The sequence below is a fragment of the Ruegeria sp. AA6 genome, assembly GCF_056542865.1.
Window position 1 is genome coordinate 1 of the sequence record NZ_JBQGAN010000046.1, and the last position, 14,817, is coordinate 14,817.

The following is a 14,817-nucleotide window of genomic DNA, read 5'->3' on the forward strand; positions in this document are numbered from 1 at the left end:
ACGCCGTCACTGCAGTTCATTTCTGACCCGCTGCTGAACCCCACTCAGGATAGCATTACGCTGTTTGGCCTAAGAACCCGGATCGTTTTCTAATGCGGGGTGAAGGCAGTCACTAAGGGGTGTGCCAAAGGGCAACTAAGAGAGATCAAGCGCGTGCCGGAATTTTCAACGCCGGTCGAATGAAGTTGGGAAGCAAAGGAACAATCTATGAAGATTGCATACGGAATTCTTGCAGCCTTAGCAGTTGTGTTTTTCATCCTTGGAGGCAGCGATGCCCATGCCAAAGACAACAAGGGTAAAAAGCCGAACAAGGGGGGCAAGAACGGTGATGTCAGCATTCAGATAGAAGACAAACCCGGCAAAGGCCCAAAAGCTGTACCACCTGGACAGATCAAGCGCTACACGCGCGGTGCCAAGCTCCCATCTGACCTGGAGTTCGAGGATATTGGGGACCTTTCCAAATGGAAGCTGGGGGAGCCCGGCAAAGGAAACCGCTACATTCAGGTCGATGGCGAAGTCCTCGAAGTTACGAATGATCTGTCTACTGTTGTCGATGCCGTCGGCATCGTCGGTGATCTTCTCAACTAGACGAAAGTACGATGTTTCAGGGCAAGAACTACCTCGTTTGCCCTGACGCTGGCCGGGGCGATCATTTGTGAACCCCGGCCCAAGTTCAAAACCCGGATCCGAGGCGCTACGATGATAAAGGCCCTTCTTGTTCTTTTTGCGCTTGCTACCTTTTCGTCAGCACGCGCCCTACTCGCTCAGGAAAACGGTGCAACTGAAGTCCCGCAAACAATACGCTTTGAGGGCTATGTATAGCCCAGTCGCGAAGCAGAACTGTCGCCTTTGGTGGACAATGTGGTCAACCGGACTTTGCAAAGTCTGCTTTCTGCGCATCGCAGACCTTCGCGAGAATCCAAGGTTCCTTAGGGAGGCCCTTTGCGGGATTGAGCAATGCAAAGGGCCATAACCGCGACGACTAAGCCATAAACTGATTGAATTCGCCGCTAGTGCAGACAAACGCGCAGCGCAAAACTATGGGCGAACTACGTAAACTTATGGGGTGCGCGAAGTGTTATGCGCAAACCTACACAACTGTAGGGACGCGCATAACGCTTCATTCCTATCATTGATTTTATTCAGAAAATCTGGGTGTCGTCGCCCATAATTTTGCACAGCAATTGCGCATAAGTTTACACGATTTGCCCATAAGTTTGCACGGTTCACCATACACGCTCAATTTTCGATTGACTTAGCTTAGCTCGATCAACTGGAACGCACCAAACTCAATCAAAAGTGCATTCTAATTGGCAAAACTCAACCAATACCACACCTAGGTAGTAAAAATTCCAAAATGAAGTGGACAAGAGAGGTATGGAAGACCCTGTCATTCCGACAAGCTTGCAAACGGAAAAGGCAACCGAGGTGCTATTCACCGCCTACGATATGGAAGGTATGATGAAGCTGAAAACTAACGTTGCCAACGCTGCCTAATACCATCAGGCAGGTTTGGATTTTTCGGACCTTTCGATCCAAGACAGGCTTAGGAGGAGCTTGGCCGATGACACACCCCGCATTTACCTCAGACTCTGTGGCCGTGATCACCGGGGGTGCTTCCGGCATTGGCCTCGCCGCCGCAGTGAAGTTCGCGCAAATGGGAATGCGCATTGTTGTTGTTGATCGAGACACCGAGAAACTGGCGGCCGCGGCAAACATAGTGTCGGCCGTTGGCGCGGCCGATGTCATGACGTCTGAGACAGATGTCCGTGATCGTGCGCAGTTAGAGGCGTTGGAGCGGATGGTGGCAGACCGCTACGGAGGGACAGATATCCTGATGAACAATGCCGGTGTCGGAGGCAAATCATCGACCATTGGGGACGCTGCGGCTTGGGACAATATGCTGGGTGTAAACCTGTGGGGTTCGATCCACGGCACCCAGATCTTCGCGCCAAACATGATCGCCCGTGGCAGACCAGGCGCAATTATCAATACAGGGTCCAAACAAGGCATCACGACCCCGCCAGGTAACCCGGCTTACAATGTCTCAAAGGCGGCTCTCAAAGCCTTTACCGAGGCACTGTCCCACGAGCTCAGAATGGGTCCAGGTCATCAGATTACCGCGCATCTACTGATCCCTGGATTCGTCTATACCGGCATGATCTCCGCGCCCGAGAAGCCTGCATCTGCCTGGACCGCTGAGCAGACTGTCGACTTCTTTGTCGAAAGCGTGAACCGCGGGGATTTCTACATCCTCTGCCCCGACAATGACGTTTCACGCGACACTGATGAGAAACGCATCGCTTGGAGCGCTGGAGACATCATTGAAAATCGCCCACCTCTTAGCCGATGGCATCCAGACTATAAGGAAGCGTTCGCGGACTTCATGGCGAAGTCTGGCTGATAATCGCCATAGCCCAATAATCATGACGAGTTGACGATTGAAGACTGCCGGCAGCTTTAACGGTTGTCGGCAGCCTGAGTTCTGAACAGCCAAAAAGTTCGATATGATGAAACAAATGGTTTTCAGAATGCTTCTTGACGTAGCGGCGCTGAACAAGCTGCGGCTTGTTCCGGCTCTCAGGGCTGAGAAGCGCGGCGTGTCAATTATTTTCCGGCGGTTAACTTCGGTAGAATTGTTGGCCGTTGTCCTGATCCTGTTTGCAACGGCGACCCTAACCAGTGCTACAGCACCTCTCGTCAATCTCTGACGGCTTAAAGTGTTTAGGAAACATCGACTGCAGCACAAACAGGCAGATCTTCAAAGCCTCCGAGGGTTTGAAAATATCTGAGTGCAAATGGTAGTCGGTCCAAAGCCCTTCCAACAAAGCAACCAACGCGTCTGTTGCAAGTTTGGCGCTTACATCCTCGTACTCGCCTTCGCGCTTTATTTGTTCCAACAACTCCAGGATCACCGCGCGGAAACCTTTGTCTCGCGAGTCGATAAAAGGAAATATGTGAGGGTTTGAGAGCGCTTCAGCCCGAAAGGAAAACCAGATCGCGACGTCCCGCGCATTAAGGACCAAAGGGTCGAAATCTGCTCTTATGATAGAGATTAGCTTGTCTGCCGGGTCTAACTCTGGATGGACTGCAATGGCCTTCCACTGCTCCGCGTAGCGGACTGACAACTCCTCAGCCACCGCAAGAAGCAGCTTTTCCTTGGAACCAAAGTGTAGGTTGACCATCCCTTGCGATAGTCCCGACAACTCTTGGATTCTTGCCGAAGTTGTTCCGCGTATTCCGTATCTATAAATGGCGTCCGCAGCCGATTGGATCAGCAGCTTTCGGTTCTGCAATTTACCCAGATCTCGGGCATTGGTTGGGGTATCACGCTCGAGAGTAATCTTATTTCTCCTTCGCTGGGTTAGTCGCCTTTGTCTTCTCGCATTTAGCAATACGACAGTTCAAGGATTGACATTGAATGAATGCTTGTTCATTTTGTGATCTATATTACATTAAGGTGCTGCATGACCCTTTTCAACTCCGACTTTCAGTCCATACGAGAATGGGACAACGAACATTTCCTGCACCCGTGGGAAGGTATGTCACACCTTGGTCAAAATGAACGAACCTTTGCCGAAAGCGGACTTGGCGTTCATGTCGTCACAGAGGACGGAAAGCGCCTGATAGACGGCCCTGCTGGCATGTGGTGCGTTCAATTGGGCTATGGAAACACCGAGATTGCCGATGCTATGGCTCAGCAGGCGAAAGAGATGGCGTATTTTTCGCCCTTCAACAACGCCAACTCAACTCCGGCCCGTTTGGCACATGAAATCGCCAAGAGAACGCCGGGAGATTTGAACCATGTATTCTTCACGACCGGTGGTTCAACGGCCGTGGATAGTGCGCTGCGATTTGTACAGTTCCGCAATAACCTGCTGGGAAAACCTCAAAAGAAAATCGTGATATCGCGACAGAAAGCTTATCACGGATCGACTTATCTGGCGGCGTCAGTGTCCGGAAAAGAGCGCGACAAAGGTTGGCTGGACCAGGCAAGTCACCTGACGCGTTTCCTACCGAATGTGAATCCGTATACACGTCGCTCCGATCAGACGGTCGACGATTTTCTGGACGAAAAAATAGCGGATCTGGAAAACATGATCCTGCAGACTGGAGCAGACAAAGTCGCCGCTTTCATCGCAGAACCGATCCTGTGCTCTGGAGGCGTCATCGTGCCGCCGCGGGGGTATCATCAGCGCTGTCTTGAAATCTGCCGGAAGTACGATGTCCTTTACATTTCAGACGAGGTCGTCACCGGGTTTGGGCGACTTGGGCATTGGTTTGCATCCGAAGACGTCTTTGGGATTAAGCCCGACATCATAACCTGCGCCAAAGGCATGACGTCTGGGTACGTACCCATGGGGGCTTGTATCATCTCTGACCGGCTGATTGCAGATGTAAGCGGAAATAATGCACAGAACGCTACGTTTTCAAACGGCTTCACTTACTCAGGCCATCCAGTGAGCGCGGCGGCAGGCCTGAAGACGATTGAAATCATGGAGCGCGACGGCGTTCTGGAACATGTCCGTGCAATCACGCCGCTCTTCGAAGAGCGCCTCCAGGCGCTGGCAGATTTGCCGCTCGTCGGTGATACGCGCGGCATGGGGCTGGTTGGCTGCGTCGAATGTGTTGCAGACGCAAAAGCAGATAATGCACTGGACCTAGATAAATCTGTCGGCGCCCTGATTGATCATCATTGTCAGGAGAACGGGTTGATCCTGCGGCCGATTATCAACATGTGCGTGTTTTCCCCACCTCTGATCATTACGGAAGGTGAGTTGAGCCAGATGTTCGACATCCTTGAAAAAGGTATCCGGCTGGCAACCGAAGACCTAAAGCAGCAGGGTACGTTTAAACCTTAGGAACCACCTCGGCGCGCCATCGCAATTTTCATGGTTGCGATACCTTCGCTTAAGTGCGCTGCGTTTACCCTGCCCGCATCACCTCTGGTGGCAATTTGATCGGGAACTTGGACCGAACCTCCGCATCCGCCTTGCTGCCAAAATAGTTTGGATAGTGATTGGACAGAATATCGTTCACGACTGACCGGCTCCGTTCAAACATATCCTGACGACCGGCTTTTTCCCAAGTATCGGTTAGCTCCCGATCCATCAGGGTTGGATAGACATACTCAGTCTCCATGTATTGCAAGGTCTGCGTGTTGCCGAGGAAATGACCGGGATCAATTGCACATTCGTGGATGACGTCGACCGACAGTGTGTCGTCGCTCACCTCGATACCACGCAGGGTTCGTGAGATCATGCCCGCTGCCTCGTTGTCGATGACCATGGACTCAAAGCTGCAGCCCATCAGGCTGCCAAGCATACCGCCAAATTCGCAGAGCCTGTTGGCCCCGGCATGGGCCGCCAATGCGAAAGTTAACGCCTTTTCCAGACCGTATTGTGCGTCAGGGATCTTGGAATCCGTCATGCCGCAACCGACGCTGGTCGGGAGGTTGTAGAAATTGCCCATTTGGATAGCTGCCGCGGATATCAACGCCTGCTCACCACTGCCACCCGTGAATGAACCAGTTCGCAGATCAGTAATAAACGGCCAAGCTGCAAAGACGACGGGGGTGCCCGGGTTAATCAGATTGGCAATTGCGACGCAAGATAGGGTCTCGGCTACGGCTTGCGCCAAAGTCCCGGCCAGAGGCGCAGGCGACGTCGCCCCAGCTTGTGGCGGAACAGCCAAATCGCAGACAAGCCCCATCTTCGCTGTATCAATCAGGATCTCCAAGTTTTCCCGCCCAAACCGGAGCGGGGATACTATGGGACAACCGCCAAAAATGACCGAGGGTTTCTCGAGGAATTTACCCTCGCCGCCTGATGCCAGATCGAAAAGATGGATTGCGTCCTGAATGTGCTCTCGGGTGCGGAACGTCAGACAAGATGGTTTTTCGCTACCCGCCAGAATGGCGTAGAGCATGCTCATGTCGTGCTCGTAGTCCTGCGGCACATCCGTTGCCAGAACTGTATCACCGGTCATGTGGATGTTGTCGAGCCGGTCAACCAACCGGGTAAAATCGTAAATGTCTTTGAGTGTCGACGGCCGGTAACTGCGAGTTTCAGCATTAAACGTTGTCACAGCGGTGCCGGAGTTCGCATAGTACACCTTGTCTTTGGTGCAGTGCATGTCATCCTTACCGGCCCGCGATCCGCGTGCATGGACATAGAACTCACTGGCCGCCTTAGCCAAAAGATCTTCCATCAACGCGCGAGGGAAGCACAGTCTACCATGCTCGTTCACCGTCGCCCCTTTAGGCAGCACGAGATCAAGAACTTCCTGCGTTGGATCACCGACGCCCGTACGCTCCAGAATGCTAAGGGCGGCCTCGTGAATATTTGACATGTCAGCATCTGAAAGGGGCTTGTAGCGCCCCCCCGAAATGCCCGGCCAGATTGCTTGCGAAGCGACGTTGCTGGTTCGCACGGCTGCACGTGCTTCGCGCCCACCCCCGCGCCGTCTTGATCTGCGCTTCGTTAATTCTGTCATAGTATTTCTCCGAATTCTGAGCGTGTCAGATCATGCTGAAGTAATTTCGATAGAAACCCGGAATACTCCATTCCATCTCGGACAGCGGTCCCGGCACGAAGCGGTGGGAGTTCACGCCCTCTTGGTTGTGACGGATGATCCGCTCATCATCAAGAGACGTGACATGCCAGAGCCATATCAACGCGTCCTTATCGTAGTCACGACCCTCTTCTGCGTCGCCGCGCACATACCAGACGATCTGAATATCCGTTTCCTGCAGCGCGCGTGGGACGAACCGGTAGCCAACCACGTGATCTGCATAAACAAGGAAGTAGTTCAGCGTCCCGATCCCCAGATCGGTGGCACCGCCATCGTGACCTTTCAGTTCACCCAAAGGCGGCGCCAGCGAAGCGCCATCCTTACTACCGGTCAAATAGCCGGGAAACAGCGGGTAGCGGCGCCAATAGACATCTGCACCCGGGGCGAGCGCGTTATCTCCGGTCAGGTCCAGCTCCTCAACGGGCACTCCGGCTTCTTTCATCCGCTGATGAAGTGCGCCGCTGAACTCCAGAACCTGAGCGGGGTCTTTCAACGAATGGCTGCGCGAATAGTCCTGATGAGACGGCGCGCAGTGGTAGCATTCCAGGTAATTCTCCAACGCCAGTTTCCAATTTGCTGGAACCGGGTATGAGGCTTCATGAGCGACCTTCAGGTTTTCAAATTCGAATGGTTTTGACAGTGGGGCCAACTGCACCAACGCAGCATCTAGCGCCGGGGCGTCTTCAGCTGCGCAGACAAAAATCAGACCTTGGAATATCTTCACCTGAACCGGGAACAATCCGTATTGGCCCGGGTCGAAATTCGACCCCATTGAACGCCCGTTTCGTAGCTTGCCGTTCAGATCAAAAGTCCACGCATGATAGGGGCAGATGAAATTGCGTGCCTTGCCTTTCCGTTCAATGCAAACCCGCGATCCCCGGTGGCGGCAAACGTTCAGATGCGCGCGCACCTCACCTTCGCGATCCCGAACGATGATGATGGACTCGGGCCCATAGTCGAACAGGAAATAGTCCCCCGGTTCTGCGACCTGACTAACATGGCCGACCCAGATCCAGTTACGGTTCCAGAACGCGCCGATATCGTTCTCGTATACTGCTTGAGACGTATAGAAGTGACGAGGCAGGGCGAACCCTTCCTGTTGCGCGTCCATCAAATCGCGCATTACTTGCAGGTCATCTTTTGGCATTGCGCACCTCATGCAGATTCAAGGGAAATGACTTCCCGGCGGAAGAACTCACGGTCGATGTCGTCCGCGTTACGTTCGAAATTCCGGGCAGCCATGTGACCCGAATATACAGCATCCGCGATCAAGCCGGGGTTTGCGGCATCTCCGATTAATTCCAACGTTTTCAGCGGACTTGCTGTCAAACCGCAAAGCTCGTCGTAAAGAGTGGTTTCTCGCATTCGCTGCGTCACCAGTACCACGGAGCTGCATTCAATGGAGTTCTCTCGCCCCGTGTAGACGCACTGCAATGTCGCCTGGCCGGGCGCGACACCGGCCAAGGTCTGGGACAGGTTCAGACGAACGCCTTTTTCCAACAGACTGCGTTGCACTTTAGTCTGCTCCAACGTCAATTCGGTAAACGGCGAAACTATTGAGGCCGGCGTTACAAAGACAACCTCTCGCCCAACCTGAGCCAAATGATCAGCCAAGACTCCACCGAGATAGGCTTGATCATCATCGTAGACCACAATCGGGCCGTCCTGCGGCATGACTCCGGCCACAATGTCATCCGGAGTGAAAATCTGAGAACCTAAACCGATTGGTGCACCGTGAAATGCAGATTTCCCGCGCCCGTCTCGCCGCCATTTTGCGCCAGTTGCAACAAAGACGTTCGGTATACCCAACTCGATGACCTCACTGGCTGACAAACGGCTGTCGGTGAACAGTTGAACGTTCCCGCGTTGTTGCAGGTCGTAGATTCTGTGATCTGTCACGCGCTTCCAAGCGGATAGCCCGGTCAGGGCAGCTTCCTGCATCACACGGCCGCCGAACTCTTGCTTTGCTTCCGCCAGAGTTACCTCGTAGCCCCGCCGCGCCAATTGCATGGCGCATTCAAGTCCGGCTGGTCCGCTGCCGACAACAAGCGCGGCTTCCTCGTTTACCCGACGCTCAATGATCTCAGGGTGCCATTTCCTCCGCCACTCTTCACCCATAGTCGGGTTTTGGGTGCAGCGTATTGGGACGCCTAGAGAGTCGGATGAAACACAGATATTGCAACCGATACATTCACGTATTTCTTCGATGCGATCTTCCCTAATTTTGTTGGGCAGAAACGGATCGGCGATGGATGGTCGCGCCGCGCCGATAAAATCAAGGATGCCCTTCCTGACCAGTGACGCCATCAAGTCCGGCGACGTAAGACGCCCGACGCCCACAACAGGCTTAGAAGTCACCTGTTTCACGAACTCGATATATGAGGTCTGAAAGCCGTCGCGGGGCTCGAACCGAGTCGTCGCAGAGTCGTTGCTCCAATCCGCCACATTAACATCCCAAAGGTCTGGAAGCTGGGCCAGCAATTCGACTACTGCACGGCCTTCTTCCTGCGCTTGCATACCCTCTGACCCGAGCATTTCATCAACCGCAAACCGAAGGGCAATGGCGCAATCATCTCCAACCTCTTCCTTGGTTTCTTCCAGAAGCTCGCGAGTCAGTCGCACCCGGTTCTCCAACGAACCTCCATATTCATCCGTCCGATCATTGAACTGTGGCAGCAGAAAATGATGAGGCAATGTCATGTGATGCCCCGCATAGACATACACAATGTCGAACCCGGCTTCGCGCGAGCGACGAGCCGCCGCGCGATGCCACTTGCGAAATTCTCGAATGTCAGCCTTGTCCATTGCCCTTGCCTGTTTCGGGTATGGAGTCTGCAAGACAAGTTCTGATGGGGCCAGCAGAGGCGCTCGGGTCAGGTGGTTTTGGGCATGGTGCCCGTTATGCGCCAATTGGATTGCCGCGAGCGAGCCCTTCTCATGAATTGAGTTGGTTATCAGACGCAGGGCAGGAATATCCTGATCGTCCCAAATTCGGTTTTCAGAATAAGGAGACAAATCTGAAGTCGGATGAATCTCGGCCTCCTGAGTGGACACCACCGCCCAACCGCCCTCAGCTTTCATCGCCCGCATGGCAGCTTCGGCCTGAGGTCGCAAATGACCCAAACCATTGCAGTGGGGCACTTGGTAGAACCGGTTTCGAGCCGTTACTGGCCCGATCTTGACCGGTTCGAAGAGAACAGAATATACGTCAGCGCCTGACATTGCCGCGCTTCCTCCAAGTAAATTGGAATTTGGTTCGTGGGAATGGAAGGACTTCTACATCCCCACCATTCCCGGCTGTGTTGTAAGAGTGCCCTTAGAAGCCAGCTTTGATGCGCTCGAATTCCTTCAACATCTTGGCCTCCAGCTCGGGGTTAACAGCGTCAAAGAACAGGCTGCCTTCAAAGAAGCTGTCCACATCCGAAAACCCGTAGGTTTCGATCAGCTCTGGGTCTGCCTGTGCAAAAGCGTCTTCGTTGGCGTGGGCGTAACCCCAGCTTTCAATAATGTATTTACCGCTTGCCGCAGAGCTGAGCGCGTTCAGCATGTCATAGACTTGCTCATCCGACTGCTTGGCAGATTTCAGATGCACATAGCCGCAGACCCAAGTCGCGATACCTTTGTCTACATCACGCATCATGACCGCTGGCGTTTCGTTCCAGATCAGGTTCAGTTCCGATTGGTTCCATCCCCAACCCAGCGTGACCTCACCGCTGGCAATTGCCTGATCCAGTTGGCCTGCGTCAGACCAATAAAAGCGCACGTTCGGATGAATCGCGCGCAGGTAGTCCGCCGCTTTTTGGAATTCCTCGTCACTCATATCGGTATAGCTGGAGGCGCCAGTTGCCAATGCCGCCATTGCAAAGGCACTGGAAGCGGCGTCCGGAATGGCGACTTTGCCCTGATATGCAGGATCGGCAAGCAATTGCAGCGAAACATCATCTGCCGAAATCATATCGGTTCGATAGATAAGACCAGTATTGCCCCATTCGAACGGAACCATGTAGGTCTGCCCATCAATGGTGATGCCATCGACCTCTTTGATCTTGGGCATCAGCTTGTCCCAGTTTTCCAGCTTGCTGGTGTCAATCGGCTTGATCATGTCTGCTGCTACCCACTTTCTCAGGGCATCTGTGCAGGGATGGGCCAAATCAGCTTCAAAACCGGACTGAAGCTTTGTGAACGCTTCTTCCACGCTGCCAAAATAGGTGTAGCTAGGCGCACCGCCGTACTTTTCGACATAGTCGCCGTAGAAACCCTGATCCTCATATCCGGACCAGTCAAAAACGGTCAGATCAGCGGCGTTCGCCAGAGTTTGGCTGGCGGCAAAGGTGGCAACTACTGCTGCCATAAGTGATGCTGTTTTACTCATTTGTCTCCTCCCAAAGATTCACGTTTACCCAAGTCAATCACCGAGGCGCTTTGAACGCCAAGCCAGACGGTATCGCCGCGCGTGTGATCGACCGTGTGAAAGTAGTTTGGTACTGCGACGGCGATACTGTCTTTCAGACCATCGACGCGCACATAATAGTGGACACTCTCTCCATAAAAGGCGACGTCCGAAACCTCGCCCTGAACAAGAGCATCGTACCCATCCGGCTTTTCCGCACTGATTTCCAATTGCTCAGGACGAACGCCGACAAGAAGTTCCTTGTCATGCACCTGGACGTTGGGGTTCACCCCGATTTCCATCTTCCCTAAGCCCTTAACGTTGACTTCAAGCGTTTCAGCATTCTCTGCAGTCACTTCGGCATCCAGAAAGTTCATTCCACCGATGAAAGAAGCCACTTCCCGGTTACACGGTTGGGAATACAGGACCTCTGGCTTATCCACCTGCTTGAGCTGCCCCGCAAACATGACGCCTATACGGTCGGACATGGTCATCGCCTCGTATTGGTCATGCGTGACCATTACAAAAGTTATTCCAAGCTTCTGCTGAAGACGGCGCATTTCCAATTGCATCGCTTCGCGCAGATTTTTGTCCAACGCAGATAAAGGCTCATCTAGCAGTAAAACCTTGGGTCGCATGACGAGCGCGCGGGCGAGCGCTACTCGTTGCCGCTGACCTCCCGACAGCTCGTTGGCCTTACGGTCCTGCAGGCCGCCCAATTCAACCATCTCAAGCGCCTCGGCAACGCGTTCCTTGATTTCGTTTCGCGAGAGTCTTGTCTTGCGCAATCCGAACCCGACATTGTCACCGACATTCAGGTGCGGAAAGATCGCATAGCTTTGGAACACCATATTAGTGGGGCGCTTGTTGGCAGGCACGTCCCCCATCGTTCGACCATCGATCCAGATCTCGCCTTCTTCGTGATCTTGAAAACCCGCAATTATGCGCAAGGCTGTTGTCTTACCGCAGCCCGACGGCCCAAGCAGCGAAAAGAACTCACCCTCTTTCAAGGTTAGGTTCAGATCAGACACCGCCACAAAAGTACCAAAGCGTTTTTCGACGCCCTGAATTTCGATGATGTTCTGTTCGCTCATCTTAATCGTTTCCTTTGGCTTCAATCGGAGGATTGGATGGAACGGCGGCGGAAGTATTCGGCAATCAACAACAGCAAGACCGAAGACAGCAAAAGCAGCGATCCAAGCGCCAGCGTGTTGGGCAGTTTTGCCGGAAAGCGGATCTGGCTCCAGATATAGACAGGCAGCGTCGGGCTGTTTCCGGACAGGAAAAAGGCCAGGACGAACTCGTCAAAAGACACCGTAAACGTGACCAAAAGGCTTGCGATGATACCCGGCGCGACGATTGGCAAGGTAACACGCCGAAACGTACCCACGACGCTTTCACCAAGGTCGAACGCGGCCTCCTCCAAGGACTGGTCGAAATCGTCAAATGCAGATTTCATAATCGACACAGAAAAGGGCAGAGCCACGAACACATGCCCAAGGATCACGGTGGTCAGCGATGGTTTCAGCCCGATGCTGATGAACAAAACCAGCATCGAACTGGCAACGATGATGCCGGGAATGACCAGCGGAAGCATGACCAGTCCCTCAGACAGCTCGCGCCCCGTGAAACGATACCGAACGTAAGCACGAGCTGCGAAGAGACCCAGAGATGTTGCCATCAGGGCAGTGACGCTGCCGACGATCAGCGAATTTACCATTGCTTGTAGTAACGTGTCCTGCTGCCCCAACTGCGCGTACCACTTCAACGTGAACCCCTTTAGTGGGAAGGCTACGATTGTTCCGTCGTTGAACGAGAACAGTGGCAATAGCAAAACCGGTAAGTAGAGAAACACCAGATAGGCAATCGCATAAACCAGCAACCACGAGATACGAAATGATTGGGTCATCTGATCCTCCGGCCCAAAGCGGTGACGACCACCACGAACAGGATTGCGACGCAGCCGACTGAAAGCATGGCAAGAAGAGACAGGGTTGCACCCAACGGCCAGTTATTGGCAGCGCCAAACTGCACCTGGATCAAGTTCGCCACCATTTTGCCTTGTGATCCACCGACTAAGGCCGGAGTGACGTAGTCGCCGACCGTTGGGATGAAGATGATCAGACAGGCCGCAATGATCCCCGGCACGGTCAGGGGCAATGTCACGCGGACAAATCTTTCCAGTTTGTTGCACCCCAGATCGGTCGCGGCCTCCAACAAGCTGCGGTCGATCTTTTGCAGCGACACATAGATCGGCAGGATAGCAAACGGTGCCCAAGCGTGGGCGAGCGTAAGGACAACAGCGAATTCGTTGTAGAGCAGGAATGTCAGCGGCTCTTGTATCAAACCAAGTGAAATCAGGGCCGAGTTCAACACCCCGTTGAAGCCAAGAATTAGTTTCCAGCTGAACACGCGCAGAAGGTAGCTGCTCCAAAAGGGAATAGTGATCAGCAACAACCAGAGGGTCTTCTTCTGTGTCCGAAAAGCGATGAAGTAGGCAATCGGATAGGCCAGACAAACCGTTGCCAATGTCACCGCACCTGCAATTGCGACCGAACGGATCATTAGATGTCGAACCAATGGGTCGGTAAAGGCCTCTTGGTAGTTCGCCCAAGTCAAGGTCCGGTCGATCTCGACATAGGTCTGGGTCCAAAAACTGTAGGCGACGAGAATGCAAAGCGGCACGGCGACAAGCAGACCGACGTAGAGCGTCGCAGGCGCGCTCAGTGCCAGACCCTTGCCCGTTTCACTTCGTAGTACTCCGGCCATGCTTCCCTGCTGAACTTAGTTTTTGGTGGCGCGACCATGTCGATCAAAAAATGGACAATCGTCCATTTAAATCTGGAATTTTTGGACTAGTTGTGTCAACTGATAATTTCGCAACCGGGGATGACCAATTTCACACTGGCCGCTAGAAGGCACCGCAAGAGACTGAAAACAAACAGAGCCGCCTGATTCAATGACTGGAAGACGACAAGAAATTCGCGAGCGAAACCGCCTTTCCCTGATCGAGGCAGTACTCGACTCGGTCGCAGAGAAAGGGATTTCCGAGACCTCCGTCAGCGAAATCATCCAACGTGCCGAGCTGTCCCGCGGCATGATTCACCTTCATTTTGGCGGCAAAGACAATTTGGTTGACGAGGCCGCGCGCTACTCATCCGAACAATACTACAATGGCATTTACGACCTGTTGGAAACGACCGGACAAACCGGACAGGAACATATTGAGATGATTGTTCGGGGCGACTTGAGTGAAGCCATTCTCAATGAGAAAAACGTTTCCATTTGGTACGCGTTTCGAGGCGAGGCCCGAAATAGAGCAGCAATCGCTGCGTTTTCAGATACCCGCGACGCCAAGCTTCGTAATCTGGTTTTCAACGCTTTCGCTCGAATTGCGAAAGAAGCCGGAGCCGAACACCCTAATCAAGTTGCTAGGGACGCTACACACGGCACACTCGCAATGCTGGAAGGCATGTGGACCGATTACCTACTCCACCCGGATTCATTTGACCGCGACGAAGCGATGAGAATCGTTTTTCGTTTTCTGCGGGCAATGTTCCCGAAGCATTTTGACCTGGGCGGCGCTTTGTTGTCTGAGTAGAGCTTGAGACAGGTTTCCCATCTAGTCACTAAAGGACCGGAGAATCCACATCTTTCAGCCATCATGATGGAAGCACGGTACGAACGCAAAAAATTCAATTAATCAGGCGCTATCCGCAAATCAAAGTTGATGAATGGTGTCTTAAAAGTCTGCGATAAATCCATGAGAACGGCGGTGAGAAAGTCGACCACGGTAGCGGCGGGATAACCCTGCTGCGGGCGGCGTAAAAGTCGTCCATCTTTGCCCTTCTTTT

12 protein-coding genes are annotated in these 14,817 nt (G+C 53.3%); 4 read left to right on the forward strand and 8 right to left on the reverse strand.

The genetic code is table 11. From position 1 onward, the window contains the following. Positions 1–207 precede the first annotated feature (207 nt). Both ACR0LN_RS23085 and ACR0LN_RS23090 read left to right on the forward strand, forming a co-directional pair. Positions 208–588, forward strand: coding sequence for a hypothetical protein (locus ACR0LN_RS23085; RefSeq protein WP_170412890.1), 381 nt, complete (start codon positions 208–210; stop codon positions 586–588). Positions 589–1,564: 976 nt separating this feature from the next. After that, entirely contained in the window at positions 1,565–2,404 is an 840-nt protein-coding gene (locus ACR0LN_RS23090; protein WP_171239041.1) for an SDR family NAD(P)-dependent oxidoreductase, read from the forward strand. Between the two features lie 271 nt (positions 2,405–2,675). Here the strand turns inward: ACR0LN_RS23090 and ACR0LN_RS23095 are convergent, their stop codons facing one another. Continuing rightward, positions 2,676–3,296 (reverse strand): TetR/AcrR family transcriptional regulator, encoded by a 621-nt coding sequence (locus tag ACR0LN_RS23095; protein ID WP_171239040.1) that lies wholly within the window; start codon positions 3,294–3,296, stop codon positions 2,676–2,678. Positions 3,297–3,467: 171 nt separating this feature from the next. Here ACR0LN_RS23095 and ACR0LN_RS23100 point away from each other — a divergent pair, with 171 nt between their 5' ends. Continuing rightward, positions 3,468–4,862 (forward strand): aminotransferase, encoded by a 1,395-nt coding sequence (locus ACR0LN_RS23100; RefSeq protein WP_171722369.1) that lies wholly within the window; start codon positions 3,468–3,470, stop codon positions 4,860–4,862. A gap of 64 nt (positions 4,863–4,926) precedes the next feature. Here the strand turns inward: ACR0LN_RS23100 and ACR0LN_RS23105 are convergent, their stop codons facing one another. The 7 genes from ACR0LN_RS23105 to ACR0LN_RS23135 all read right to left on the reverse strand — a co-directional run bounded on the left by ACR0LN_RS23105 (position 4,927) and on the right by ACR0LN_RS23135 (position 13,732). Further along, a complete protein-coding gene (locus ACR0LN_RS23105; RefSeq protein ID WP_171231071.1) occupies positions 4,927–6,495 on the reverse strand; it encodes a trimethylamine methyltransferase family protein in 1,569 nt (522 codons plus the stop codon). Positions 6,496–6,520: 25 nt separating this feature from the next. Continuing rightward, complete coding sequence (locus tag ACR0LN_RS23110) at positions 6,521–7,720, reverse strand: aromatic ring-hydroxylating oxygenase subunit alpha (RefSeq protein ID WP_171239037.1); 1,200 nt, start codon at positions 7,718–7,720, stop codon at positions 6,521–6,523. 8 nt (positions 7,721–7,728) lie between these two features. After that, positions 7,729–9,795, reverse strand: coding sequence for an oxidoreductase (locus tag ACR0LN_RS23115; RefSeq protein ID WP_480433049.1), 2,067 nt, complete (start codon positions 9,793–9,795; stop codon positions 7,729–7,731). Between the two features lie 94 nt (positions 9,796–9,889). Next, positions 9,890–10,945, reverse strand: a complete 1,056-nt coding sequence (locus ACR0LN_RS23120) for an ABC transporter substrate-binding protein (protein ID WP_171131200.1) — start codon at positions 10,943–10,945, stop codon at positions 9,890–9,892. Beyond that, entirely contained in the window at positions 10,942–12,057 is a 1,116-nt protein-coding gene (locus tag ACR0LN_RS23125) for an ABC transporter ATP-binding protein (RefSeq protein WP_171239035.1), read from the reverse strand. The genes ACR0LN_RS23120 and ACR0LN_RS23125 overlap by 4 nt, the downstream gene beginning before the upstream one ends. A 20-nt stretch (positions 12,058–12,077) precedes the next feature. Next, positions 12,078–12,872 (reverse strand): ABC transporter permease, encoded by a 795-nt coding sequence (locus ACR0LN_RS23130; RefSeq protein WP_171239034.1) that lies wholly within the window; start codon positions 12,870–12,872, stop codon positions 12,078–12,080. Continuing rightward, on the reverse strand, positions 12,869–13,732 hold the full coding sequence (locus ACR0LN_RS23135) for an ABC transporter permease (RefSeq protein WP_171239033.1): 864 nt from the start codon (positions 13,730–13,732) through the stop codon (positions 12,869–12,871). Before ACR0LN_RS23135 ends, ACR0LN_RS23130 begins: the two co-directional genes overlap by 4 nt. Before the next feature lie 190 nt (positions 13,733–13,922). Here ACR0LN_RS23135 and ACR0LN_RS23140 point away from each other — a divergent pair, with 190 nt between their 5' ends. Next, entirely contained in the window at positions 13,923–14,564 is a 642-nt protein-coding gene (locus ACR0LN_RS23140; RefSeq protein WP_480433051.1) for a TetR family transcriptional regulator C-terminal domain-containing protein, read from the forward strand. Positions 14,565–14,817: the final 253 nt, after the last annotated feature.

Excerpts from the sequence above, each read along its gene's own strand:
- ACR0LN_RS23085 (WP_170412890.1), top strand. The coding sequence starts at position 208 with ATGAAGATTGCATACGGAATTCTTGCAGCCTTAGCAGTTGTGTTTTTC.
- ACR0LN_RS23090 (WP_171239041.1), top strand. The coding sequence starts at position 1,565 with ATGACACACCCCGCATTTACCTCAGACTCTGTGGCCGTGATCACCGGG.
- ACR0LN_RS23100 (WP_171722369.1), top strand. The coding sequence starts at position 3,468 with ATGACCCTTTTCAACTCCGACTTTCAGTCCATACGAGAATGGGACAAC.
- ACR0LN_RS23105 (WP_171231071.1), bottom strand. The coding sequence starts at position 6,495 with ATGACAGAATTAACGAAGCGCAGATCAAGACGGCGCGGGGGTGGGCGC.
- ACR0LN_RS23110 (WP_171239037.1), bottom strand. The coding sequence starts at position 7,720 with ATGCCAAAAGATGACCTGCAAGTAATGCGCGATTTGATGGACGCGCAA.
- ACR0LN_RS23115 (WP_480433049.1), bottom strand. The coding sequence starts at position 9,795 with ATGTCAGGCGCTGACGTATATTCTGTTCTCTTCGAACCGGTCAAGATC.
- ACR0LN_RS23120 (WP_171131200.1), bottom strand. The coding sequence starts at position 10,945 with ATGAGTAAAACAGCATCACTTATGGCAGCAGTAGTTGCCACCTTTGCC.
- ACR0LN_RS23125 (WP_171239035.1), bottom strand. The coding sequence starts at position 12,057 with ATGAGCGAACAGAACATCATCGAAATTCAGGGCGTCGAAAAACGCTTT.
- ACR0LN_RS23130 (WP_171239034.1), bottom strand. The coding sequence starts at position 12,872 with ATGACCCAATCATTTCGTATCTCGTGGTTGCTGGTTTATGCGATTGCC.
- ACR0LN_RS23135 (WP_171239033.1), bottom strand. The coding sequence starts at position 13,732 with ATGGCCGGAGTACTACGAAGTGAAACGGGCAAGGGTCTGGCACTGAGC.
- ACR0LN_RS23140 (WP_480433051.1), top strand. The coding sequence starts at position 13,923 with ATGACTGGAAGACGACAAGAAATTCGCGAGCGAAACCGCCTTTCCCTG.